Origin of the sequence: Streptosporangium sp. NPDC002721 (genome assembly GCF_042888905.1) — a bacterium.
GTDB lineage: Bacteria > Actinomycetota > Actinomycetes > Streptosporangiales > Streptosporangiaceae > Streptosporangium.
The window spans coordinates 150,284-171,700 of record NZ_JBIAQI010000020.1 but is presented as its reverse complement, the minus strand read 5'-3'; the positions used below and the strand labels follow the sequence as shown (position 1 = coordinate 171,700).

At 70.3% G+C, this 21,417-nt stretch carries 24 protein-coding genes; 18 read left to right on the top strand and 6 right to left on the bottom strand.

Annotated features, from left to right (window positions below; genetic code table 11):
- Window positions 1-42 precede the first annotated feature (42 nt).
- From hemB to hemL, 3 genes are all read left to right on the top strand, one after another.
- On the top strand, window positions 43-1,029 hold the full coding sequence (gene hemB / locus ACFYWM_RS28270) for a porphobilinogen synthase (RefSeq protein ID WP_389919352.1): 987 nt from the start codon (window positions 43-45) through the stop codon (window positions 1,027-1,029).
- Between the two features lie 294 nt (window positions 1,030-1,323).
- A complete protein-coding gene (locus ACFYWM_RS28265; protein ID WP_389919350.1) occupies window positions 1,324-1,965 on the top strand; it encodes a bifunctional DNA primase/polymerase in 642 nt (213 codons plus the stop codon).
- A 154-nt stretch (window positions 1,966-2,119) separates the two neighbouring features.
- A complete protein-coding gene (gene hemL / locus ACFYWM_RS28260) occupies window positions 2,120-3,418 on the top strand; it encodes a glutamate-1-semialdehyde 2,1-aminomutase (RefSeq protein ID WP_389919347.1) in 1,299 nt (432 codons plus the stop codon).
- Window positions 3,419-3,855: 437 nt separating this feature from the next.
- On the opposite strand, the gene ACFYWM_RS28255 is transcribed toward hemL, so the two are convergent.
- Both ACFYWM_RS28255 and ACFYWM_RS28250 read right to left on the bottom strand, forming a co-directional pair.
- Window positions 3,856-4,452: a Uma2 family endonuclease gene (locus ACFYWM_RS28255; protein ID WP_389919344.1), complete on the bottom strand. Its 597-nt coding sequence runs from the start codon at window positions 4,450-4,452 to the stop codon at window positions 3,856-3,858.
- A 42-nt stretch (window positions 4,453-4,494) separates the two neighbouring features.
- Window positions 4,495-5,406 (bottom strand): EamA family transporter, encoded by a 912-nt coding sequence (locus ACFYWM_RS28250; RefSeq protein WP_389919342.1) that lies wholly within the window; start codon window positions 5,404-5,406, stop codon window positions 4,495-4,497.
- Window positions 5,407-5,480: 74 nt separating this feature from the next.
- Between ACFYWM_RS28250 and ACFYWM_RS28245 the strand changes: the two genes are divergently transcribed.
- Entirely contained in the window at window positions 5,481-6,458 is a 978-nt protein-coding gene (locus ACFYWM_RS28245; RefSeq protein ID WP_389919340.1) for a LysR family transcriptional regulator, read from the top strand.
- A 75-nt stretch (window positions 6,459-6,533) separates the two neighbouring features.
- Here ACFYWM_RS28245 and ACFYWM_RS28240 read toward each other — a convergent pair whose 3' ends face one another.
- Entirely contained in the window at window positions 6,534-7,400 is an 867-nt protein-coding gene (locus tag ACFYWM_RS28240; protein ID WP_389919337.1) for an EamA family transporter, read from the bottom strand.
- Window positions 7,401-7,486: 86 nt separating this feature from the next.
- Between ACFYWM_RS28240 and ACFYWM_RS28235 the strand changes: the two genes are divergently transcribed.
- The 5 genes from ACFYWM_RS28235 to ccsA are packed head-to-tail and all read left to right on the top strand — an operon-like array spanning window position 7,487 to window position 12,021.
- Window positions 7,487-8,125, top strand: coding sequence for a histidine phosphatase family protein (locus ACFYWM_RS28235; protein ID WP_389919334.1), 639 nt, complete (start codon window positions 7,487-7,489; stop codon window positions 8,123-8,125).
- Window positions 8,126-8,181: 56 nt separating this feature from the next.
- Entirely contained in the window at window positions 8,182-8,751 is a 570-nt protein-coding gene (locus tag ACFYWM_RS28230) for a TlpA family protein disulfide reductase (protein WP_389919331.1), read from the top strand.
- A 27-nt stretch (window positions 8,752-8,778) separates the two neighbouring features.
- Complete coding sequence (locus ACFYWM_RS28225) at window positions 8,779-9,513, top strand: cytochrome c biogenesis CcdA family protein (RefSeq protein WP_389919328.1); 735 nt, start codon at window positions 8,779-8,781, stop codon at window positions 9,511-9,513.
- 35 nt (window positions 9,514-9,548) lie between these two features.
- Window positions 9,549-11,084 carry a cytochrome c biogenesis protein ResB gene (locus tag ACFYWM_RS28220; RefSeq protein WP_389919325.1) on the top strand — a complete coding sequence of 512 codons (1,536 nt, stop codon included), beginning with the start codon at window positions 9,549-9,551 and terminating at the stop codon, window positions 11,082-11,084.
- Window positions 11,074-12,021, top strand: a complete 948-nt coding sequence (gene ccsA / locus ACFYWM_RS28215) for a cytochrome c biogenesis protein CcsA (RefSeq protein WP_389919322.1) — start codon at window positions 11,074-11,076, stop codon at window positions 12,019-12,021. The genes ACFYWM_RS28220 and ccsA overlap by 11 nt, the downstream gene beginning before the upstream one ends.
- Window positions 12,022-12,215: 194 nt before the next feature.
- Here ccsA and ACFYWM_RS28210 read toward each other — a convergent pair whose 3' ends face one another.
- A complete protein-coding gene (locus ACFYWM_RS28210) occupies window positions 12,216-12,515 on the bottom strand; it encodes a PLD nuclease N-terminal domain-containing protein (RefSeq protein ID WP_389919319.1) in 300 nt (99 codons plus the stop codon).
- 113 nt (window positions 12,516-12,628) lie between these two features.
- Between ACFYWM_RS28210 and ACFYWM_RS28205 the strand changes: the two genes are divergently transcribed.
- A complete protein-coding gene (locus ACFYWM_RS28205; protein ID WP_389919317.1) occupies window positions 12,629-13,465 on the top strand; it encodes a hypothetical protein in 837 nt (278 codons plus the stop codon).
- Window positions 13,466-13,475: 10 nt separating this feature from the next.
- Window positions 13,476-13,715: a hypothetical protein gene (locus ACFYWM_RS28200; RefSeq protein WP_389919314.1), complete on the top strand. Its 240-nt coding sequence runs from the start codon at window positions 13,476-13,478 to the stop codon at window positions 13,713-13,715.
- Between the two features lie 234 nt (window positions 13,716-13,949).
- Here ACFYWM_RS28200 and ACFYWM_RS28195 read toward each other — a convergent pair whose 3' ends face one another.
- Window positions 13,950-14,189, bottom strand: a complete 240-nt coding sequence (locus tag ACFYWM_RS28195) for a BldC family transcriptional regulator (protein ID WP_012887349.1) — start codon at window positions 14,187-14,189, stop codon at window positions 13,950-13,952.
- A 263-nt stretch (window positions 14,190-14,452) separates the two neighbouring features.
- Between ACFYWM_RS28195 and ACFYWM_RS28190 the strand changes: the two genes are divergently transcribed.
- A complete protein-coding gene (locus ACFYWM_RS28190; RefSeq protein WP_389919311.1) occupies window positions 14,453-14,650 on the top strand; it encodes a DUF4229 domain-containing protein in 198 nt (65 codons plus the stop codon).
- Here the strand turns inward: ACFYWM_RS28190 and ACFYWM_RS28185 are convergent.
- Window positions 14,634-15,938: a delta-60 repeat domain-containing protein gene (locus ACFYWM_RS28185; RefSeq protein WP_389919308.1), complete on the bottom strand. Its 1,305-nt coding sequence runs from the start codon at window positions 15,936-15,938 to the stop codon at window positions 14,634-14,636. The two genes, ACFYWM_RS28190 and ACFYWM_RS28185, sit on opposite strands and share 17 nt — an antisense overlap.
- Before the next feature lie 78 nt (window positions 15,939-16,016).
- Here ACFYWM_RS28185 and ACFYWM_RS28180 point away from each other — a divergent pair, with 78 nt between their 5' ends.
- The 6 genes from ACFYWM_RS28180 to ACFYWM_RS28155 all read left to right on the top strand — a co-directional run bounded on the left by ACFYWM_RS28180 (window position 16,017) and on the right by ACFYWM_RS28155 (window position 21,265).
- Window positions 16,017-16,742, top strand: a complete 726-nt coding sequence (locus ACFYWM_RS28180; RefSeq protein WP_389919306.1) for a demethylmenaquinone methyltransferase — start codon at window positions 16,017-16,019, stop codon at window positions 16,740-16,742.
- 160 nt (window positions 16,743-16,902) lie between these two features.
- On the top strand, window positions 16,903-18,180 hold the full coding sequence (locus ACFYWM_RS28175; RefSeq protein ID WP_389919303.1) for a geranylgeranyl reductase family protein: 1,278 nt from the start codon (window positions 16,903-16,905) through the stop codon (window positions 18,178-18,180).
- Between the two features lie 121 nt (window positions 18,181-18,301).
- Window positions 18,302-18,661: an NADH-quinone oxidoreductase subunit A gene (locus ACFYWM_RS28170; RefSeq protein ID WP_362862500.1), complete on the top strand. Its 360-nt coding sequence runs from the start codon at window positions 18,302-18,304 to the stop codon at window positions 18,659-18,661.
- Between the two features lie 2 nt (window positions 18,662-18,663).
- Window positions 18,664-19,215, top strand: coding sequence for an NADH-quinone oxidoreductase subunit B family protein (locus ACFYWM_RS28165; protein ID WP_030916695.1), 552 nt, complete (start codon window positions 18,664-18,666; stop codon window positions 19,213-19,215).
- Window positions 19,212-19,898, top strand: a complete 687-nt coding sequence (locus ACFYWM_RS28160; protein WP_389919299.1) for an NADH-quinone oxidoreductase subunit C — start codon at window positions 19,212-19,214, stop codon at window positions 19,896-19,898. Before ACFYWM_RS28165 ends, ACFYWM_RS28160 begins: the two co-directional genes overlap by 4 nt.
- A complete protein-coding gene (locus ACFYWM_RS28155; RefSeq protein WP_389919296.1) occupies window positions 19,895-21,265 on the top strand; it encodes an NADH-quinone oxidoreductase subunit D in 1,371 nt (456 codons plus the stop codon). The genes ACFYWM_RS28160 and ACFYWM_RS28155 overlap by 4 nt, the downstream gene beginning before the upstream one ends.
- Window positions 21,266-21,417 lie beyond the last annotated feature (152 nt).

Below are 21,417 nucleotides of genomic sequence, written 5' to 3'. Positions count from 1 at the left end.
CGGCCCGCAGTCCCCTACCGGCCGGGGAGAGGGGGAGACAGCATGACGGCCCAGTTCCCTGTCGCGCGACCGCGCAGGCTCCGCCGTACGGCACCGATGCGCCGGATGGTGGCCGGAACCCGGCTGCACCCGGCCGAGCTGGTGCTGCCGATGTTCGTGAAGGAGGGCATCGCCGAGCCGAACCCGATCGGCTCGATGCCCGGGGTGTTCCAGCACACCCGCGACTCGCTGCGCAAGGCCGCCCACGAGGCCGCCGAGGCCGGGGTCGGCGGGCTGATCCTGTTCGGCGTCCCCGCGGTGAAGGACGGCCGGGGGTCGGCGGCCGACGACCCGGAGGGGATCGTCCAGCTCGCCGTCGCCGACCTGGTCGCCGACGTGGGCGACGCGCTGGTCGTGATGACCGACACCTGCCTGGACGAGTTCACCGACCACGGGCACTGCGGCATCCTGACCCCGGACGGGGAGGTCGACAACGACGCCACCCTGGAGCGCTACGCCGCCTCGGCGGTGGCCCAGGCGCGGGCCGGGTCGCAGGTCATCGCGCCGAGCGGCATGATGGACGGCCAGGTCGCGGCGATCAGGGCGGCCCTCGACGGCGACGGCTTCGAGCAGATCCCGATCCTCGCGTACTCGGCCAAGTACGCCTCGGCGTTCTACGGGCCGTTCCGCGAGGCGGCCGAGTGCGCTCCGCAGTTCGGCGACCGCAACGCCTACCAGCAGGACCCGGCGGGACCGGTCGGCGAGGCGTTGCGCGAGGTGCGGCTGGACCTCGACGAGGGCGCCGACGCCGTCATGGTCAAGCCCGCTCTCGCCTACCTCGACATCCTGCGCCAGGTGCGCGACGCCGTGGACGTCCCGGTGGCGGCGTACCAGGTCAGCGGCGAGTACGCCATGATCGAGGCCGCGGCGGCGAACGGCTGGATCGACCGGGACCGGGCGATCATGGAGTCGCTGGTCGCGATCCGCCGGGCGGGCGCCGACATGATCCTCACCTACTGGGCGACCGAGGTGGCCGCGAAGCTGAGATGAGACCGGCCGGGATGGTCGGCCGGGATGGTCGGCCGGGGTGGTCGCGGAGCTGGGACGAGACCGGTCGAGGTGGTCGGCCGGATGGTCGCGAAGCTGAGATGAGACCGACGGCACGTGCCGAGAACTGGAGGTTCGTCGCTTGATGGAGAAGCGTGTGCGTTAGAGTGCGATAACCGGTGCGGATGTGTCCCAGGTGGCGTAGACCCTGGGTATTTGACGTTCTTCACTGACCAGAGTGGGACAGGTCGATCGCATCCGGGTGACACGCGGGGTGCGCGGACGACGGAGGACACAATGGTCGGGGTACCGATGGTTCGTCGAAGCAGACGACATGCTCATCCGAAGCAGATGATCAACTCTGTGCTGGAGTACGCCGCCCTCGGCTGGGCGAGCTGTCCCGGCGCGAGGCCGCTGAAGGGCGGTTCGCGATCCTGCTCCTGCGACCGGGTCGGCTGTCCCGACCCGGGGGCGCACCCCCTCTCGCGGGCCTGGCAGATGCAGGCCACCACCGACCCGACCCTGCTCACCAACTGGTGGCGGTACGAGCCGGAGGCGAACGTGGTCCTGCCCACGGGGCGGGTGTTCGACGTCTTCGACGTACCGCTCGCCGCGGGGCGCACCACCCTCGCGAACATGGACTCCGCCGGAGCAACCTCGGGCCCGGTCGCCGTCAACGGCGACCGGGCCCTGTTCTATGTGGCCACCAGGAACGTCTCCGACGACGAGGACGAGTGGTGGACCTGCGCCCTCGACTTCGGCCCGTCCACCATCGACGAGATGCCCGGCCTGCGCTGGCACTGCCGCGACAGCTACGTTCTCGCCCCGCCCTCGCTGCTGCCGACCGGCGGGTCCGGCTCGTGGCTGCGCCCGCCCGACGGACGGCCGCTGCCCGACCCCCTGCGCGTCCTCGACTGGCTCGCCGACACCTGCGAGTGAGCCGGTCGTCGTCACCGTGCGCGAGGGGTTCCGCGCACGCTGTCCTGCGGTCCTGAGGCGGATGCCCCGATAACCGGAGTTCCGGTCAGGGAGGACAGAGGGCGCCCGGACGAGGCGGGCGGAGGTCCGTCCCGCGGTGACTACCCTGTAGGGCGTGAGCCGTACTGAGAACTCCGAGGCCCTGTTCGCCCGCGCACGTGAGATCGTCCCCGGGGGCGTCAACTCCCCGGTCCGAGCCTTCGGCGCCGTCGGCGGCACGCCGCGCTTCATGACCTCGGGGCAGGGCCCCTACATCACCGACGTCGACGGCAACCGCTACGTCGACCTGGTCTGCTCGTGGGGGCCGATGATCCTCGGCCACCGGCACCCCGCCGTGATCGAGGCCCTGCAGGAGGCGCTGCGCGACGGCACCTCGTTCGGGACGGCGACGCCCGGCGAGGTCGAGCTCGCCGAGGAGATCGTCGCCCGGGTCGAGCCGGTGGAGAAGGTCCGGCTGGTCAGCTCCGGCACCGAGGCGACCATGTCCGCCGTGCGGCTGGCCCGGGGGTTCACCGGCCGCTCCAAGATCGTTAAGTTCGCGGGCTGCTACCACGGCCACGTCGACGCCCTGCTCGCCTCGGCCGGTTCCGGCGTGGTGACCTTCGGCCTGCCCGACACCCCCGGCGTGACCGGCGCCTCGGCCGCCGACACCGTGGTGCTGCCGTACAACTCGGTCGAGGCGGTCACGGAGGCCTTCCAGACCTTCGGCGCCGACATCGCGTGCGTGATCACCGAGGCGTGCCCGGCCAACATGGGCGTCGTCCCGCCGCTCGACGGGTTCAACGCCACGTTGCGCGAGCTGTGCACCGCGCACGGCGCGCTGTTGATCGTCGACGAGGTGCTCACCGGCTTCCGGGTGTCGGAGTCCGGCTGGTACGGGCTCGACCCGGTCGACGCCGACCTCATGACCTTCGGCAAGGTCATGGGCGGCGGGCTGCCCGCCGCCGCGTTCGGCGGGCGCGCGGACGTGATGGCCCACCTCGCGCCGGAGGGGCCGGTCTACCAGGCGGGCACCCTGTCCGGGAACCCGCTGGCCTGCGCGGCCGGTCTGGCCACCCTGCGCGCCTGCGACGAGGGGGTCTACGACCGGGTGGACGCCGCGGCGCTGGTCATCGGCCGCGCCACCTCCGACGCCCTGGCCGCGGCAGGGGTGCCGCACCGCCTGCAGCGCGCCGGGAGCCTGTTCTCGGTCTTCTTCACCGACGAGCGGGTCACCGACTTCGCCGTCGCCCAGAAGCAGGACACCGCCGCCCACCGGGCGTTCTTCCACGCGATGCTCGACCAGGGCGTCTACCTGCCGCCGTCGGCGTACGAGGCGTGGTTCCTGTCCTCCGCCCACGACGACGAGGCCCTCTCCCGCATCACCGACGCCCTTCCGGCCGCCGCGAAGGCCGCCGCTCAGGCTTCCGTTTGAGCATGTCGGGCGGGTTCGTGCTCTTGTGGGTGTTCTCTGGATGCCTGGCCGGTGTGTGAGGTGGGTTCGTGCTCCGGTGGGTGGGCGCTCCGGGCGGCCGTCGTTGGTGGCGGCTCTGGTGTGTCAGGCCTCCGGCCTGGCGGGCGCGCTGCTTGCGGATTTTTATAAGCCGCCCGGAACACCCACCCACCTCCGCACACGGCTCGTCTCGCCGTACGCCCAGCGGACCGTAGTCGCTTTTTGCCGGGCCGCCCATGGTCCTCTGGGACGCTGAAGCGATTCTGGCGGGGCCGTCGGCGGTTGGGCGCCGTAGCTGAAGCGCCCGTGCGGAAAGGAGCGCACGGGCGCTCGCCGGGGCTCGCTCGATGTACGAGGCTCATGGGGCGTCCCGAGTTGGCACCTGGGCCGCGTTTCCCGGCCACGTCGAGGCGGCCCCCCTACCGGGGCAGGTCGCCGAGGTCGATGGTGATCGGGAAGGGCACCGGGACGGTCAGGCGGTCGTGGTGGATGCCGGTGAGGGCGTACGTGTGGGTGGCAGGGTCGAGCTCGTAGACGTAGACCACGGGGGAGCCGCCGTTGTTCTCCACCCGCCAGAAGTGCACGATGCCCGCTTCGGCGTAGCGGGACGGCTTGGTCTTTCGGTCGCGATCCTCGGATTCGGGGGAGACCACCTCGACGGCGAGATGCACCTCGGCGGGGGTGTAGAACGTCCGCTCGTCGTCATCGGCGGCCTTCGCGTCGACGACCACGACGTCGGGGCAGGGACGCATCCGGTGGCCGAGCTTGACGTCCATCTGGAGCACGGCCGCGACGTGCTCGGGAGCCTGGGCGTTCAGGACCACGCGAAGGCCGAACAGCACACGCTCGTGGAAGCGTTTCTGGGGGGACATGAAGACGAGGGCTCCATCGATGAGTTCGACGTGCTTGAAGAAATCGGGCTCGCCGTTCGGTCCCTCTGCCGGAAGGTTGTCGAGGTCGTCGGCGGTCCATCCCCATGGGGGCGGGGAGGGCCAGTAGTCGAGTGCGGCGCTCACGTCGGTCACCGTAACATCGTCTCCGTCACTCGGTGTGTTCATTCAGATCATCTCCGTTGCCCTCATTTCATTCTCTCCCGTTTCGGAGCGAACGGAAGGAGCGGGTGCCGAAGAAGGGGAAGAGCGGGTGCCGGCGTAGAGGACGCCGGAGATGATCAGGGCGGCGGCGGTGAGTTTGGCGGGGGTGAGGGGTTCGCCGGTGAACAGGGCGGCCGAGGCCATGCCGAAGGGCGGGATGAGCAGGGACGACGGGGCGACCACCGAGGCGTCGTAGCGCTTGAGCAGGAAGCCCCAGATGGCGAAGCCGCCAAGGGTGGCGATCAGTGACACGTAGAGCACCGACAGGCTGCCCTCCACCGAGAACTCCAGCCGGGGTACCCCCTCCACCAGCAGGGCCAGGGCCGTCATCGGGATGGCCGCGACCCCGCAGATCCAGACCATGAAGCGGAACGAGTCGGGCGGCGCGGCGCTCCTGATCGCGATGTTGCCCGCGCTCCAGAAGAAGGCCGCGCCGACGACCAGCAGGAACGCGCCGATGGGGCCGCCGGTGCCCAGGTCGGCGGCGATTAGCACCAGGCCGGCGAACGCGACCGCCATGCCGGTGATCCGCCGCCGGGTGAGCCGCTCCTTCAGCAGGAAGACCGCCAGGACGGCGGTGAAGACCGCCTGGATCTGGACGACGAGCGAGGTGAGCCCGGCGGGCATGCCCGCCCGCATGCCCATCAGCAGCAGGGTGTATTGGCCGATGCCCAGGGTGGCCCCGGCCACGAGGACCTTCCGCCAGGGCACCCCGGGGCCGCCGACGAGGAGTACGGCGGGGAAGGCGGCCAGCAGGAAGCGCAGCGCCACGTAGAGCAGCGGGGGGAAGTGCCGGAGCCCGGCCTCCATGACCACGAAGTTGAAGCCCCACATGGCGGCGAGGCCGACGGCGAGGAGAAGGTGCCGGGTACGCATCCACCAATCGTCGTTTCCGACGATATTTCAGCACAAGTGAGACTTTCTGCCTGGTGCCGTTTAGGATTGCTTACATGTTGGATCTCAACCGGCTCAAGGCCCTGCACGCGGTCTCCGTCTACGGCTCCGTGGGCGCCGCGGCCGAGGCGCTGATGGTGACCCCCTCCGCGGTCTCCCAGCAGCTGGCCAAGCTGGAGCGGGAGACGGGCGCGACCCTGCTGGAGCGCAACGGGCGCGGGGTGCGGCTGACCGACGCGGCCGGGCTGCTCGCCGACCACGCCGAGCGCATCCTCGCGCTGGTCGAGACGGCGGAGGCCGACTTCGAGGCGCTGCGCGGTGAGGTCGTGGGGCGGCTGAGCATCGGCGCCTTCCCCACCGCGGCCCGGGGCCTGATGCCCGCCGCGCTCGTCCTGCTGCGCACCCGCCACCCCGACCTGCGCCTGCAGCTCATGGAACGCGAGCCGGAGCGGCAGATCCGCGAGGTGGCCAGGGGTGAGCTCGACCTCGCGGTGATCCAGGACTGGATGAACCGCCCGGTCGCGATCCCCGAAGGGCTGTCCAGGGCCACGCTCTTCGACGACATCGCCGACGTGATCCTGCCCGCGTCCCACCCGCTGGCGGCCCGTCCCGAGATCGAGCTCGCCGAGCTGTCCGGGGAGCGGTGGATCAGCTCCGCGCCCGGCACGGTCTGCCACGACTGGCTCGTCCACACGCTGCGCTCGGCCGAGCTGGAGCCGGACATCACCTGCATGACGGACGAGTACCCGACCCAGATGGCCCTCGTCGCGGCGGAGCAGGGGTGCGCGATCATCCCCCGGCTGGGCCGCGACTTCGTCCCGCCGGGGGTGCGGGTCGTCCCGATCCGGTCGCGCCCGACGCGCAGGATCTACGCGCTCTGGCGGAGCGACGCCGCGCGCCGCCCGGCCATCCGCGCCGCGGTCGAGGCGCTGAAGGCCGTCTCCGCCGACTTCCGCGGCCCCGTGTCCGAGCCGGTAAGGCCGGCGACGAGCCCGACAATGGCCTCCCCAGGTGGTCCCGTCGGTTCCGGGTGACGTCTCCGGCGCCTTCCGGCCTTCGTTCACTTTCGGTCTCCAGCGGTCTTCGGTGCCAGGCGCCGACAGGCGCCGTCAGCTGAGGGCGATCGTCACCACGCCGCCGACGATGACGCAGGCCGCCAGGAGCCGCCGGGGCAGGTCGCCCTCGGCGAGCAGCCTGCCGCCGAGCACCACCGCCACGAGCACGCTGACCTCCCGTACCGGAGCCACCGCGCTGATCGGCGAGAACGTGTACGCGGTCAGCGCCAGGAGGTAGGAGAGGGGCATCAGCACCGCCGCGCCCAGCACCCGGGCCCGGTGCTCGTGCCAGACGGGCAGGATCAGGCCCCTGCGGCGGGAGCCGAGCGCCGGAGTGGTCAGGACCAGGGCGCGGCCGAGGTCGCCGCCGTAGTTGAGCAGGATCGGCGCGACCGCGAAGGCACTGACGACCTGCTTGTCCCAGACGGTGTACGCCGCGATGAACACCCCGGTGGCCAGCCCGAACCCGATCCCGCTCAGATCCCGGCGGCTGGGCCCGCGCGCCGCGCCGAGCAGGAGGACGCCCGTCCCGACCAGCAGGATGCCGGTGACGCCGGCGGGCCCCGGCCGCTCGCCCAGGAACAGGACGGCGACCAGGCTGGCCAGCAGCGGGCCGGTGCCGCGGGCGATCGGGTAGACCATCGACAGGTCGCCGTGCCGGTAGCCGCGCTGCAGCAGCATGAAGTAGCCCAGGTGCAGCGTGGTGCTCGCGGCGATCACCCCGAGGCCGGTCCAGGACGGGCCGGGGCCGCCGAGGAGGAGGTAGCCCACCGCGACCGGCGTCCAGAGCAGCGCGGAGGCGGCGGCCACCATCCAGACGAAGACCACGCCGTCGGCCTCGGCCGCCTGCTTGCTCATCAGGTTCCAGCAGGCGTGGGCGACGGCGGAGGAGAGGACGAGGGCGAGCGCGAGAGGGCTCACGCGGTTGACCCTATCCCGCCCCATCCGCCCCGAGTGGCCCACCTGCCCGGCCGCCAACCCCTACCTGTCGGTAGGCTGGCGACACCATGGCTGAGACCACCGTCGTTCACCTCCTGCGCCACGGTGAGGTGCACAATCCCGCTAACGTCCTGTACGGCAGGCTCCCCGACTACCACCTCTCCGACAACGGCCGCCAGATGGCCGAGACGGTGGCGAAGACGGTCGCCGGACGTGACGTCACCGCGCTGTTCTCCTCGCCGCTGGAGCGTGCCCAGGAGACGGCGGCCCCGTTCGCCGAGACCTTCCACCTGGACGTCACGGTCGACGAACGGCTCATCGAGGCCGAGAACATCTTCGAGGGCCTCTCCCTCGGCAGGGGCGACGGCCTCTTCCGCAACCCGCGCTTCTACCGCTATCTGTGGAACCCGCTCCGCCCCTCCTGGGGGGAGCGCTACACCCACCTGGTCAGCCGGATGAGGGCCGCGATCGACGCCGCCCGCGACGCGGCGCGCGGCCATGAGGCGATCATGGTCAGCCATCAGCTCCCGATCTGGACCATCAGGCTCGCCGCCGAGGGCAGGCGCCTGCCGCACGACCCGCGCCGCAGGCAGTGCGGTCTCGCCAGCCTCACGAGCTTCTCCTTCGAGGGAAACCGCCTGATCGGCGTCGGATACAGCGAGCCCGCCGCCGCGCTCGTCAAACGCCCCACTGTGCCGGGCGCCTGACCCCGCCGGTACAGTGATTGCTCTACCGGTTGTAGTACAGGGAGCCTCCGTCACCCATGCGCGCACAATCCTTCGCCGCCGCCGCGCTGCTGATCGCCGTGGCCGGATGCGCCGGAAACCAGGGGTCGCAGCCGCAGACCGGCGACACCCGCTTCGTGGCCGGTGACGGCAAGATCACCCTTTTCCAGGCCGCCGACCGCAAGGTCGCCCCGCCCGTGGAGGGGGAGACCCTCGACGGGGGCACCGCGTCCCTCGCGGCCCACAAGGGCAAGATCGTGGTGCTCAACTTCTGGGCCTCCTGGTGCGCGCCCTGCCGGGCCGAGGCGCCGGTGCTCAAGGACATCTCGGCCAAGACCAAGGCCGACGGCGTGGAGTTCCTCGGCGTCGACTTCAAGGACCGCAAGGCCGACGCGCTCGCCTTCGAACGCAGCCACCGGTCCGGTTACCCGAGCATCTTCGACCAGCCGGGCAAGGTCGCGCTCTCCTTCCAGGGCACGGTCCCGCCCGCGGCCATCCCCTCCACCCTGATCATCGACCGCCAGGGCCGGATCGCCGCCAGGGCCCTCGGCGCGGTCAAGTACAACGACCTCCTCTCCGCCGTGACCAAGGTCCGCGATGAGAAGTAACGGCTCCGGGCGACGGCCGGGCCCGCGATGAGCGCCGACCTGGTGGGCACCGTCGCGAGCGGCTCGCTCGCGCTGGCGCTGCCGATCGCGGTCGCGGCCGGGCTGGTGTCGTTCCTGTCCCCGTGCGTGCTGCCGCTGGTCCCCGGCTACCTGTCGTACGTGACCGGCATGAGCGCCGACCCCCGCAAGGGGCGCATGGTCGCGGGCATCGTGCTGTTCGTCCTGGGCTTCTCCTTCGTGTTCGTGGCCGGGGGAGCGCTCTTCGGCGGCCTCGGCCAGGCCCTGTTCCACAACGCCGGGATCATCACGCGGGTGCTGGGCGCCCTCACGATCGTGCTCGGCCTGGCCTTCATGGGGATCATCCCGGGGCTGCAGCGTGACTTCCGCATCCACCGGCTCCCGGCCGCGGGCCTGGCCGGGGCGCCCCTGCTCGGCCTGGTGTTCGGCCTGGGCTGGACCCCCTGCATCGGCCCCACCCTCGGGGTCGTGCTCACCCTCGGCCTGAACGAGGGCAGCGCCGGTCGCGGCGCGATCCTCGCCTTCGCCTACGCGCTCGGCCTCGGCCTGCCGTTCGTGGCGGCCGGGCTGGCGTACAGCAGGGCGCTGAGGACGTTCAAGGCGATACGCCGGCACTCGCAGCTGATCACGCGGGCGGGCGGCGTCATGCTCGTCGTCGTCGGCGTGCTGCTCGTCACCGGGCTGTGGGAGCAGCTCGTCGCGACGACCCAGGGCTGGGTCGGCGGATTCGAGCCGGTGATCTGATGGTGTCCGTCGACCCGGGGACGGGGGAGCGAGTGGTGAGCGAGGCGCGGCGGCCCACGGGCTTCGGGGTCGTGGGGTGGGCACGCTGGTTCTGGCGGACGCTCACCTCGATGCGGACCGCGCTGATCCTGCTGTTCCTGTTCGCCCTGGGCTCCATCCCCGGCTCGATCTGGCCGCAGCGCGGCGTCTCCGACGCCAAGGTCTTCCAGTACTTCGAGGACAGTCCCCAGCTGGCCGAGTGGCTGGACAGGCTCTGGCTGTTCGACGTCTTCAGGGCGCCCTGGTTCGCCGCGATCTACCTGCTGCTGTTCGTGTCGCTGATCGGCTGCGTGCTCCCCCGCACCGCGGCCCACCTGCGGGAGCTGCGCAGGAAGCCGCCCGCGGCCCCGCGCAACCTGGGCAGGCTGCCGCAGCACGCCTCCTTCGAGGCCGACCTCACCGTCGAGGAGGCCGCGAAGAGGCTGCGCGCCAGGCGGTTCCGGGTGACCACCGGGCCCGGCTGGGTCGCCGGGGAGAAGGGCTACCTGCGCGAGACCGGCAACCTGCTCTTCCACGCGGCCCTGCTCGGCCTGCTGGTCGCGGTCGGGGCCGGGTCGCTGTACGGCTACCGGGGCAACGTGCTGGTCGTGGAGGGCGAGGGCTTCGCCAACACGGTCGCGGCCTACGACCGCTACATGCCCGGCCAGCAGGTGAACGCCGAGTCGCTGGAGCCGTTCTCCTTCACCGTCGACGACTTCCAGGCGACCTACATCGCCAAGGGCGAGAAGGCGGGCCAGGCCCTCGACTACGAGGCCAGGCTCAAGGTCGAGGACGCCCCCGGCGCCGCCCCGCGCGACTACGTCCTGAAGGTCAACGAGCCGCTGGACGTCAACGGCACGCTGAGCTACCTGATCGACCACGGCTACGCGCCGACCTTCAGGATCACCGACGGCAAGGGCCAGGTCGCCTTCGACGGGCCGGTGCCCTGCCTGGTCGTCCAGCCCGCCACCTTCACCTCCGAGTGCGTGATCAAGGTTCCCGACGCGCAGCCCGAGCAGCTCGGCATCCTCGTCGGCTTCCTGCCGACGACCGTCCCGATGGGCGCCGAGTGGGTGTCGGTCTTCCCCGGCGCCGCCAACCCCACCGCCCAGGTGTACGGCGCCTTCGCCGGTGACCTGGGGCTGAAGAACGGCCGGCCTCAGTCGGTCTACGAGCTCGACCCGGCGAGCCTGAAGAAGATGAAGCCGCTGGTCATGAAGGCCGACCCGCTGGCGGTCGGCAAGAAACTCACCCTCCCGAACGGCGCCGGCTCGATCGAGTTCACCGGCGTCAGGGAGTGGATCGCCCTGCAGATCACCCACGACCCGGGCCGGATGCCCGCGCTCGTGGCCTCGGTCCTCGCCGTCGTCGGGCTCGTCCTGACCCTGACCGTCCGCCGCCGCAGGGTGTGGGTGCGGATCCACGAGGACCACAGGGTCGAGGCGGGTGGCCTCACGCGCACCGAGGGCGGCGATTTCAGCGAGGAGTTCACCGAGATCGTCTCCGCCTTGAACCCAGGAGTTACCGATTCAGGAGTGAAGGATGTCCGCTGAGGTCGACGCCGGCCTCGCCACGCTGAGCGACCAGCTCATCCTGGCGACGGTTCTGCTCTACGTCTTCGCAATGATCGCTTACGCCCTCGACCTGGCCTTCGGACGGTCCGCCACGGCTTCGGCCCGCGCGAAACAGCCCGTTCCGGTCACCGTGGGCGGGGGCGCCGACTCCGCTCCGGCGGAGGCCGCCCCCGCCGAGAAGGCGCCGCCCGCCTGGGCGGTGTGGGCGGGGCCGGCGGCCGTCGGGCTGAGCTGGCTGGGCTGGGCCACCAACCTCGCCTCCCTCCTCACCCGCGGCCTGGCCGTGGACCGGTGGCCGTGGGGCAACATGTACGAGTTCGTGGTCGCGATGTGCTTCGCGGCGGTGAGCGCGTTCCTGTTCATGCAGCTCCGCTACCCGGTCCGTTTCCTGGGCGCGTTCGTCACGGTCGCCGCGGCGCTGGGCCTCGGTTTCGCCGTACGGTACCTGCACGTGCAGGCCGGTCCCGTGGTGCCCGCACTGAACTCGTACTGGGTGGCGATCCACGTGTCCGCGGCGATCGTCGCCAGCGGGCTGTTCATCGTCGCCGGGGTCTCCGGCATCCTCTACCTGGTCAGGAAGGACACCGCGGTCCGGCTGCCGTCCAGGCAGGACCTGGAGCGGGTCGCGCACCGGGCCATCGTGATCGGCTTCCCGATCTGGACCTTCGCCGTCATCGCCGGGGCGCTCTGGGCCGACAAGGCGTGGGGCCGTTACTGGGGCTGGGACCCCAAGGAGATCTGGGCGTTCATCACCTGGATCGCCTACGCGGCCTACCTGCACGCCAGGGCCACCGCGGGCTGGAAGGGAAAGGCGGCCATGATCGTGCAGCTCGTCGCCTTCGCGTGCCTGCTGTTCAACCTGGTCGGGGTGAACATTTTCCTCGGGGGGCTGCACTCCTACGCCGAGGTTCCCTGATTCCCGGCATCGAGAATCATCTCGATGCCGAGATTTCCTCGGGCCGATTTTTCACATCGGAATTTTCGCCGAATTTCCCGCCGGGATCCCGCTGATTTCCACGCCGGATTCCCGGTGAGTTTCCATGCCGGAATTCCCGGTGGGCCGTGCGGCCGCACCGGTCGATCGTCGGCGGGAGAGATCGGAGGGAGAGGTCAGTCGTCGTCGCGCAGGCGGCGGTCGAGGTCCTTGAGGAAATCGGGGTCGTCGTCGGGGCCCTTGGGAGCCTCGGGGCGCGGCGGCCTGTCGTTGGTTTGGAGCGGGCGGGGCACCCTGGGGCCGGTCGGCCGTCCGAGCAGCAACCAGAAGGTCCCCCCGGCGATCGGCATCAGCACCACGATGAGCACCCAGAGGAGCTTGGGAAGGTTCCTGGACTCCTCGTCCGGCGTGGTGATGACGTCGAACAGGCAGTAGAGCCAGAAGGCGAGTATCGCCAGACCGACAAGCAGGGGCATGCCCGAACTGTAAGCCATCGTGAGACCTGCTGCGGTCCGGCTCCGTGTTACGGATGACTGGCAGGGGTCGCACCCCGTACCGTGGAGCCGTTGCCACTTCCCCAGGGGGTGTGATGGCACATTCGGGCGACAAGGGCCGCCATCGACGGCGGTGGTGGCAGCGAGGTCCGGCCACGCGTGCGGAGAGTGCCGTCAGGGAGGCTCCGCGTGAGGTCCCCCGCGAGGCCGAGCGCCGGGTCGGCACGGTCACGGCCCCGGTGGCCGACCGGCCGCAGTACACCTGGAAGGACTTCGAGCTCGACGACGAGGCTCCCCGGGCCCAGCCCAACTCCCCCGACACCCCCGGCCTGGGCGACGGCCTGCGCCACTGCGGGCGCCTGGAGCGCATCCTGCACCGCCAGTGGGACTCACGGCGCGAGACACCGCCCCCCGAGGTCGTACGGGCGGTGGAGAGCCTGGCGAGGCTGCCCGAGGTGCTGAAGGCCAAGCTGGCCGAGGGGCTCGACGGCATCTACGTCGGCGCGGGCGGGGTGCCCGACCTCGACGACATGGGATACCTGCGCGGCGCGCCGCTCCCCTCGGGCCGGGCGACGTGGGACGTGTGCGCGGGGGCGTACGGCGACCGCAAGATCGTGGTGGGGGACCGGCCCTCGCCCACCCCCGACGTGATGATGCACGAGGTCGGGCACGCCCTGGACGACGTGGACGCCCCCCACGGCGACTGGGTCTCCGACTCCCCGGAGTTCGCCGCCCTCTACGCCCAGTGCGTCCCCGCGCTGGCCTCAGGGTTCCATCTCCAGTCGGGCGACCTGGGTCGCAAGGAGTTCTTCGCCGACGCCTTCGCCGCGATCGTCTCCCGGCAGCGCCCCGCGCTGGTCGACATGCTGGGCGGCGACACGCGGATGGCGCTCAACGTCATGTTGTTCTTCAACCGGCGCTACGGAATCTAGGTGATCTGGGATGTACGTCATCAGACTCGCTGACGGGACCCTGCGCGTGCCGCAGACCCTGGCCAGCGAGGACGGGCGTCTGATCGGCAACGCCTATGTGGAGGTCTCTCCGGGAGATCCCGACTACGACCGCTGGCTGGCCGAGTCGCTCACCGAGGAGGAGTGGGCCGAACGGCGGCGGCGGTGGCTGGAGGAGAACGACGAGCTGGAGCGGGAGTTCCTGGCCTTCAAGGCCGAGCAGGAGACCTAGGAGACCTGGGGGCACCCGGGGAGTTCTCAGGGGGCCGGGCGGGAGATCGTCGCCGGGGAGGTCGGAAGGCCTTCGCCAGGGAATCAGGGGGCCGGAGCGCGCCGAGGGGGCGAGTGGCCCGGTGACGGGGGAGGTCACCGTCCGTGTCGTGTCCTGCTTCACATGACTCCACGGTGACCCTGCGGCTTCCGGGTAAGGCGCGCAGGATCACCGATGGTGTGACGTCATAAGTCGTCAGACGCGCGGGGACTCGCCTGCCGGCCGTTCGGCCGTCAAGACGTCCTCTCCACGCAGAAGGGCGTGCACTTCCGACTCGCGGAAACGCCGGTGCCCTCCGGGGGTACGGATGCTGCTGATGCGGCCTGCCGCGGCCCAGCGTGTAACCGTCTTTGGGTCGACCCGGAAGAGGGCGGCAACCTCTCCGGGCGTCAGCAGACGCTCGCTGCTACTCTCCACAATCTCTCCCCCTCGCATCCCGCTTCCTGCCAGCGGGCGGACAGGTAACCAGTGTGCCGAGCGAAGCCTGATTTATCCGTGCTTTTCAACAAAGATCACGGGTTGTTATCTACTGCCTGCCCGATTGTTATATGATAGAGCCTTTTTGGGACTCTCGTGGGTGTTTCTTTACGAAACAGATCTCTTGGGAAGACTAGCAGTGCTCGCAGTGGATGCGAAGAGTTACGCGTACAGCCACCGCGATCGCGAGGTTCTGAGCGGAGTGACGTAGCCTTGACTCCGTGCGTCCCGTCATCGTTTACACCGCGTCCCGGGCCGGTCTGCTGATCGTGAGCCTGGGAGTGCTCTATATCCTCGGCCTGCGCCAGCCCCTGGTCCTGTTGATCGCCGCATTCCTGGTCAGCGGTGTGGCCAGTTACGTCCTGCTGTCGAAGCAGAGAGACGCGGTGAGCGAGCGAATCACTAAGAATCGGGAGTGATCGGCAACGGGAACATGCCGACTCGGGCATGGTACTCGTGACCAAGGCGAGTTGTGTCACTACCAACCAGTAATCCGCCGGGATGGGCGAGGAATGCCTTGATCCCGATTCCGCGGTCCCGTGTCGGGTTCCATGCCAGGGCCCTGCCGGTGCGCGGGTGGATCGCGCCGATCCCCGGCCGCGCCACCGCCCCGGGACCCGCAGAGTCGTGGCCGTCCGGATTGTTCAGCCAGCGCTGGTGCCCGCCGACGTAGACGGCCGCCCCCGTCGCCGCCACCGCGTACAGCGAGTCACCCCCGGTGTGGTTCACCCACGTCGGCCGCACCGCGCGAGTCTCGGACGGAGGGGCTGTCTCGAACCGGGCGGCGGTGTCGCACATCCTGCCGCGGCCCCCGGGCCCGCCGGTCGTGACGACGGCCAGATAGCTCCCGTCGGGGGCGAGGTCGAGTCCTCGCACGTAGCCGGGGAAGTCGGCCATGCACCTGCCCCGGTAGGCGTCGGTCCGCCACGGCGCCACCGCGGCCGGTGAGGGGGCGAGGCCCCGCGCGGTGGAGGCCGGGGGGGCGACGCCGACCAGGCCGAGCTGGGCGCGCGGCAGGCCGCCCAGGGTGGTGAAGTCGCCGCCGACCGCGAGCCTGCCGTGGCCGAGGGAGATCGCGTGGACCCTGGTCCTGCCTCCCCTGGGTGCGCCCGGCTCGATCGTGAAGGACGGGTCGACCTCGCCGGTGACGGCGTCGAGCCTGGCCAGCGCCGTACGGGCGACGTCTCCGACGTGGGTGAAGTCGCCGCCGGCGTAGAGGTGGCGGCCGTGCCTGGCCAGGCTGGTGACCGTACCGCCGCGGACCTGGGCGCCGAAGCGGGGGAGCGGGGAGCCGTCGGACAGCCGGAGCAGGGCCAGGCCCCGCGTCCGCGCGCCGCCGGTCCTGGTGAACCGCCCGCCCGCGTAGACGGTGCCGCGGACCCCCGCCGCCAGGGCCTGGACCGGCCGGTCGAGGCGCGGCGCGAAACCCGGCAGGATCCGGCCGGTGGCGAGCTCGTAGGCGAAGAGGTTGGCGCGCCGCAGCGTTCTCGCGCTCCCGGCCTCGCGCACCTCGCCGAACGAGCCGCCGACCACCACCGTGCCGTCCACCAGTGCGATGGCGTTCACGATCCCGTCGAGCACATGGGGGGTGGTGTCGACCGGATCGGCCGAGACGACCCCGTCGTGCTCCGTGGTGCCGGCGGCGGCGATCCCGGGGGGAACCAGGGTCAGGGCCGCGACCAGCGCGTAAGTGGCTCTGGCAAACATTCGACAATTTTTAGCACGCCCTGCGTAATGGAATGACTACTTTCCGTGGATTATCGGGGCGGGCCTAGGGTGGGAGTCATGACGCGCGCTTCTCTGGACAAGCAGCCGCACGAGGTCGCCGCGATGTTCGATCGCACGGCCAGGCGCTACGACCTTGTCAACGACGTTATCTCCCTGGGCCAGGTCCGGCTGTGGCGCAAGGCCACCGCCGCGGCCGTCGACGCGGGTCCCGGCGAGCTGGTCCTCGACCTCGGCGCGGGTACCGGTACGTCCACCGACGCGTTCACCGCGCTGGGCGCCCGCGCCATCGCCTCCGACTTCTCGCTCGGCATGCTGAGCACCGGGGTGCGGCGCAGGGGCGGCTCGGGCATCTCCGGGGGCGGGGTGCGGGGCGTCAGCTTCGTCGCGGGCGACGCGCTGCGGCTGCCCTTCGCCGACGGCGTCTTCGACGCGGTGACGATCTCCACGGCGCTGCGCAACGTGCACGACACCGGGCAGGCGCTGCGGGAGATGTACCGGGTGGCCAGGCCGGGCGCGCGGCTGGTGATCCTGGAGTTCTCGCACCCGACGCCCAGGTCGTTCGACCTCGTATACTCGCAGTACCTGATGAAGCTGATGCCGCAGGCCGCCAAGCTCTTCGGTTCCAACGACGACTCCTACGAGTATCTGGCCGAGTCGATCAGGGCCTGGCCCGACCAGGCGGGGCTGGCGAGGATCATCCAGGGAGCGGGCTGGGAACGGGTTGCCTGGCGCAATCTGAGCCTGGGGATCGTGGCCCTGCACCGCGCGTACAAGCCCGCGTAGCCGCCCGCGTGGAAGATTGGCGACGAGGGCCATACCCGCCTGACACTTTGCCCCGCAAAGGCGTTAGACTTCGGCCCGACAAGTTTGTGAAGCTCTTCACAAAGGAACGAAAGGCCCCTTACCCCGAGGCCCCCACAGCGTGTAGGACAGGACAGGTCCCGTGACCGTGCCAGCCGCCCCACAGCGGAAAGTCGCTGAGGCTGACGCCGACGTCATCGTCGTCGGCGCCGGGCCCGCCGGTTCGACAACCGCATTCCACCTCGCGCAGGCCGGGCTCGACGTCCTGCTGCTCGAGAAGACCACCTTCCCTCGCGAGAAGGTCTGCGGCGACGGGCTCACGCCCCGAGCGGTCAAGCAGCTCATCGCGATGGGGATCGACATCGACGCCCCCGGCTGGGTCCGCAACAAGGGCCTGCGCGTGGTCGGCGGCGGGATGCGCTTCGAGCTCGACTGGCCGGAGCTGTCGAGCTTCCCCGACTTCGGCCTGGTGCGCACCCGCCAGGACTTCGACGAGATCCTGGCCGCCAACGCGGTCAAGGCGGGCGTCCGCCTGCTGCAGGGGGTGAACGTCACCGCCCCGGTCCTCGACGACCGCAGCGGGCACATCGTCGGCGTGGTCGCCAAGCGTGACGGCGAGGAGGTCACCTACCGCTCCCGGCTGGTGGTCGCCGCCGACGGCAACTCCACCCGCATCTCCCTGGCGATGGGGCTGCACAAGCGCGAGGACCGCCCGATGGGCGTCGCGGTGCGGACCTACTTCGAGAGCCCCCGCCACGACGACGACTACCTGGAGACCTGGCTGGAGCTGTGGGACGGCGACACCCTGCTGCCCGGCTACGGCTGGATCTTCGGCGTCGGCGACGGCACCTCCAACGTGGGCCTGGGGCTGCTGAACACCAGCGAGTCCTTCAAGGGCATGGACTACCGCGACCTGCTCAAGCGCTGGGTGAAGGGCATGCCCCCCGAGTGGGGCTACGTCGAGGAGAACATGACGACCCCCATCAGGGGCGCCGCGCTGCCGATGGCCTTCAACCGCCAGCCGCACTACACGCGGGGCCTGGTGCTGGTGGGCGACGCCGGCGGGATGATCAACCCGTTCAACGGCGAGGGCATCGCGTACGCGATGGAGACCGGCCACATCGCCGCCGAGACGATCGTGCAGGCGCTCGGCAGGGTCACCCCCGCGCAGCGGGAGCGCGTGCTGCGCGCTTACCCTCAGACGTTGAAAGACGCATACGGTGGTTACTTCACCCTCGGCAGAGGCTTCGTGGAGCTGATCGGGCACCGCGGGGTGATGAACTTCGCGACGCGTCACGCGCTGCCGCACCCGCACCTGATGCGGTTCGCGCTCAAGCTCCTTGCTAATCTCACCGACCGGCGGGGTGACGCGTCCGACCGCATCATCAACGCACTGTCGAAGGTGGCGCCACCGGCATGAGATCGACGAGGGCCGGACACCTGGAACCGGGGGCGATGATCGCCCTGCCTAGACTTTCGAAATACACCAAAACGCAGAGCTACGCGCCGGCGCGCGTGGAGATTGGAGAGGAGGCGTAGCGATGGAGTTGTACGCACCCATCCTGGTGCTCGCCGTTCTCGCGGCGGGATTCGCGATCTTCTCGGTGACGATCGCACCCTTCACCGGTCCCAAGCGCTGGAACCGCGCGAAACTCGACGCCTACGAATGCGGCATCGAGCCGACGCCCCAGCCCGTGGGCGGAGGCCGCTTCCCGCTGAAGTACATGGTCACCGCGATGCTGTTCATCGTGTTCGACATCGAGATCATCTTCCTCTACCCGTGGGCGGTCGCGTTCGACCAGCTCGGGATGTTCGGGTTGATCGAGATGCTGCTGTTCATCGTCACCGTGCTCGTGGCCTACGCGTACGTGTGGCGCCGCAAGGGTCTGGACTGGGACTAGATATGGGTCTTGAAGAGAAACTTCCGAGCGGGTTCATGCTCAGCACGGTCGAGCAGGTGGCCGGCTGGGCGCGCAAGAACTCCGTCTGGCCGGCGACGTTCGGTCTCGCCTGCTGCGCCATCGAGCTGATGTCCACCGGCGGTCCCAAGCACGACCTGGCGCGCTTCGGCATGGAGCGCGCCTCGGCGTCTCCGCGCCAGGCCGACCTGATGATCGTCGCGGGCCGGCTGTCGCAGAAGATGGCCCCGGTGCTGCGCCAGATCTACGACCAGATGGCCGAGCCCAAATGGGTCATCGCGATGGGCGTCTGCGCCTCCAGCGGCGGCATGTTCAACAACTACGCGATCGTGCAGGGCGTCGACCACGTCGTCCCCGTCGACATCTACCTCCCCGGCTGCCCGCCGCGGCCCGAGATGCTCATCGACGCGATCGTGAAGCTGCACGACAAGATCCAGAACACGAAGTTCGGCGCGCACCGTGCCAAGCAGATCGACGAGCTCGAACTGCAGGCCCTGCGGACGCTGCCGCTGATCGACCAGGGGACCGCCAAATGACGAGCGAACCCGCTGACAACCTCCCGAAGGTGCCGGAGGAGCCGGTCGCGCACCTGGGCATGTTCGGCGCCTCGGGCACCGGCGACACCTCCGGCTACGGCCGCCTCGTCGTGCGGCGCAAGCCCGAGCTGTCCAGCGCCCGCCCCTACGGCGGCTACTTCGACACGATCGCCGACGAGCTGGAGCGCGCCCTGGGCGGCGATCTCGGCGACGCCGTCGAGCGCGTGGTCGTCGACCGCGGCGAGCTGACCTTCCACGTCAAGCGTGAGCGCCTGCTCGACGTCGTCAGGGCCCTGCGCGACGACCCCGCCCTGCGCTTCGAGCTCTCGCTCGGCGTCTCCGGCGTGCACTACCCCCACCTGGTGGGCCAGGAGCTGCACGCGGTGATCCACCTGTGCTCGATCACGCACAACCGCCGCCTGCGCGTCGAGGTCTCCTGCCCCGACGACGACCGGCACATCCCCTCCACGGTCTCGGTCTACCCGACGCACGACTGGCACGAGCGCGAGACCTGGGACTTCTTCGGCATCGTCTTCGACGGGCACCCGGCGCTGACCCGCATCATGATGCCCGACGACTGGGACGGTCACCCCCAGCGCAAGGACTACCCGCTCGGTGGCATCCCGGTCGAGTACCGCGGCGCCGAGATCCCCGCGCCGGACCAGAGGAGGTCCTACACATGAGCGTCCCCTACCAGGAGACGAAGGAGACCATCGGGTCCCCGTACGACGACACGTACGACGAGGCCACCGAGGGCAAGGTCTACACCGTCTCCGGCAACGACTGGACCGAGCTCGTCGAGACCCTCTCCGGCCAGCAGGACCAGCAGCTCGTCATCAACATGGGCCCCCAGCACCCGTCCACGCACGGCGTGCTGCGCCTGGTCCTGAACCTCGACGGCGAGACGGTCACCGAGGCCCGCACGGTCATCGGCTACCTGCACACCGGCATCGAGAAGAACCTCGAGTACCGGACGTGGACGCAGGGCACGACGTTCGTCACCCGGATGGACTACCTGGCGCCGATCTTCAACGAGACCGCCTACTGCATGGGCGTCGAGCGGCTGCTGGGCATCACCGACCGGATCCCCGAGCGGGCCCAGGCCATCCGCGTGATGATGATGGAGCTCACCCGGATCTCCTCGCACATGGTGGCCATCGGCACCTTCGGCATGGAGCTGGGCGCGACCACGCCGTTCCTCTTCGGGTCCCGCGAGCGCGAGATGGTGCTCGACGTGATGGAGTACATCACCGGCCTGCGGATGAACATGGCCTACGTCCGGCCCGGAGGCGTCTCCGTCGACCTGCCCGCCGGCGCCGTCGACAAGGTCGGCGAGCTGCTCAAGGTCATGCCGGGGCGCATCAAGGACATGCGCAAGATGCTCGACGCGAACCCGGTCTATCTCGCCCGCACCAAGGACGTCGCCTACCTCGACCTCACCGGCTGCATGGCGCTGGGCGTCACCGGCCCGATGCTGCGGGCCGCGGGCCTGCCGTGGGACCTGCGCAAGTCGCAGCCCTACTGCGGCTACGAGACCTATGAGTTCGACGTCCCGACGGAGAAGACCGCCGACGTCTACGGCCGCTACCTGGTACGGGTGGCCGAGATGGAGGAGTCGCTCAAGATCATTGAGCAGGCGCTCGACCGCCTCTCCGGGCCGCTCAAGAACGACCGGGTGATGGTCGACGACAAGAAGATCGGCTGGCCCGCGCAGCTCGCGCTCGGCCCCGACGGCCTGGGCAACTCGCCCGACCACATCGCGCACATCATGAGCGGCTCCATGGAGGCGCTCATCCACCACTTCAAGCTGGTGACCGAGGGATTCCGGGTCCCGGCCGGGCAGGCGTACGCCTCGGTCGAGTCGCCGCGCGGCGAGCTCGGCGCCCACGTGGTCAGCGACGGCGGGACCCGCCCCTACCGCGTACACTTCCGCGACCCGTCCTTCACGAACCTGCAGGCCATGCCCGCGACGTGCGAGGGCGGCGCGGTCGCCGACGTCATCTCGGCGGTGGCCTCGATCGACCCGGTGATGGGAGGTGTCGACCGATGAGTGCCAGCAAGGGCCCGGCCGGCGAGTCGGCGAACGCCGCGGACAAGACGCTCGACGCGAGCACGGGCACCGGCCTGACGGGCGAGAGCGCCCTCGGGACGACCACCGCCCTGGGCGGTGAGCCCTCGAACGAGGCCGCCCGCACGGGCGGC

What these genes read in the sequence shown, in the direction of transcription:
- ACFYWM_RS28195 (WP_012887349.1), bottom strand. Translation starts at nt 14,189, where the DNA reads ATGCGAGGGGGAGAGATTGTGGAGAGTAGCAGCGAGCGTCTGCTGACG.
- ACFYWM_RS28205 (WP_389919317.1), top strand. Translation starts at nt 12,629, where the DNA reads ATGGCACATTCGGGCGACAAGGGCCGCCATCGACGGCGGTGGTGGCAG.
- ACFYWM_RS28160 (WP_389919299.1), top strand. Translation starts at nt 19,212, where the DNA reads ATGACGAGCGAACCCGCTGACAACCTCCCGAAGGTGCCGGAGGAGCCG.
- ACFYWM_RS28210 (WP_389919319.1), bottom strand. Translation starts at nt 12,515, where the DNA reads ATGCCCCTGCTTGTCGGTCTGGCGATACTCGCCTTCTGGCTCTACTGC.
- ccsA (WP_389919322.1), top strand. Translation starts at nt 11,074, where the DNA reads ATGTCCGCTGAGGTCGACGCCGGCCTCGCCACGCTGAGCGACCAGCTC.
- ACFYWM_RS28235 (WP_389919334.1), top strand. Translation starts at nt 7,487, where the DNA reads ATGGCTGAGACCACCGTCGTTCACCTCCTGCGCCACGGTGAGGTGCAC.
- ACFYWM_RS28185 (WP_389919308.1), bottom strand. Translation starts at nt 15,938, where the DNA reads ATGTTTGCCAGAGCCACTTACGCGCTGGTCGCGGCCCTGACCCTGGTT.
- ACFYWM_RS28180 (WP_389919306.1), top strand. Translation starts at nt 16,017, where the DNA reads ATGACGCGCGCTTCTCTGGACAAGCAGCCGCACGAGGTCGCCGCGATG.
- ACFYWM_RS28200 (WP_389919314.1), top strand. Translation starts at nt 13,476, where the DNA reads ATGTACGTCATCAGACTCGCTGACGGGACCCTGCGCGTGCCGCAGACC.
- ACFYWM_RS28265 (WP_389919350.1), top strand. Translation starts at nt 1,324, where the DNA reads ATGGTCGGGGTACCGATGGTTCGTCGAAGCAGACGACATGCTCATCCG.
- ACFYWM_RS28250 (WP_389919342.1), bottom strand. Translation starts at nt 5,406, where the DNA reads ATGCGTACCCGGCACCTTCTCCTCGCCGTCGGCCTCGCCGCCATGTGG.
- ACFYWM_RS28225 (WP_389919328.1), top strand. Translation starts at nt 8,779, where the DNA reads ATGAGCGCCGACCTGGTGGGCACCGTCGCGAGCGGCTCGCTCGCGCTG.
- ACFYWM_RS28155 (WP_389919296.1), top strand. Translation starts at nt 19,895, where the DNA reads ATGAGCGTCCCCTACCAGGAGACGAAGGAGACCATCGGGTCCCCGTAC.
- ACFYWM_RS28245 (WP_389919340.1), top strand. Translation starts at nt 5,481, where the DNA reads ATGTTGGATCTCAACCGGCTCAAGGCCCTGCACGCGGTCTCCGTCTAC.
- hemB (WP_389919352.1), top strand. Translation starts at nt 43, where the DNA reads ATGACGGCCCAGTTCCCTGTCGCGCGACCGCGCAGGCTCCGCCGTACG.
- ACFYWM_RS28165 (WP_030916695.1), top strand. Translation starts at nt 18,664, where the DNA reads ATGGGTCTTGAAGAGAAACTTCCGAGCGGGTTCATGCTCAGCACGGTC.
- ACFYWM_RS28170 (WP_362862500.1), top strand. Translation starts at nt 18,302, where the DNA reads ATGGAGTTGTACGCACCCATCCTGGTGCTCGCCGTTCTCGCGGCGGGA.
- ACFYWM_RS28230 (WP_389919331.1), top strand. Translation starts at nt 8,182, where the DNA reads ATGCGCGCACAATCCTTCGCCGCCGCCGCGCTGCTGATCGCCGTGGCC.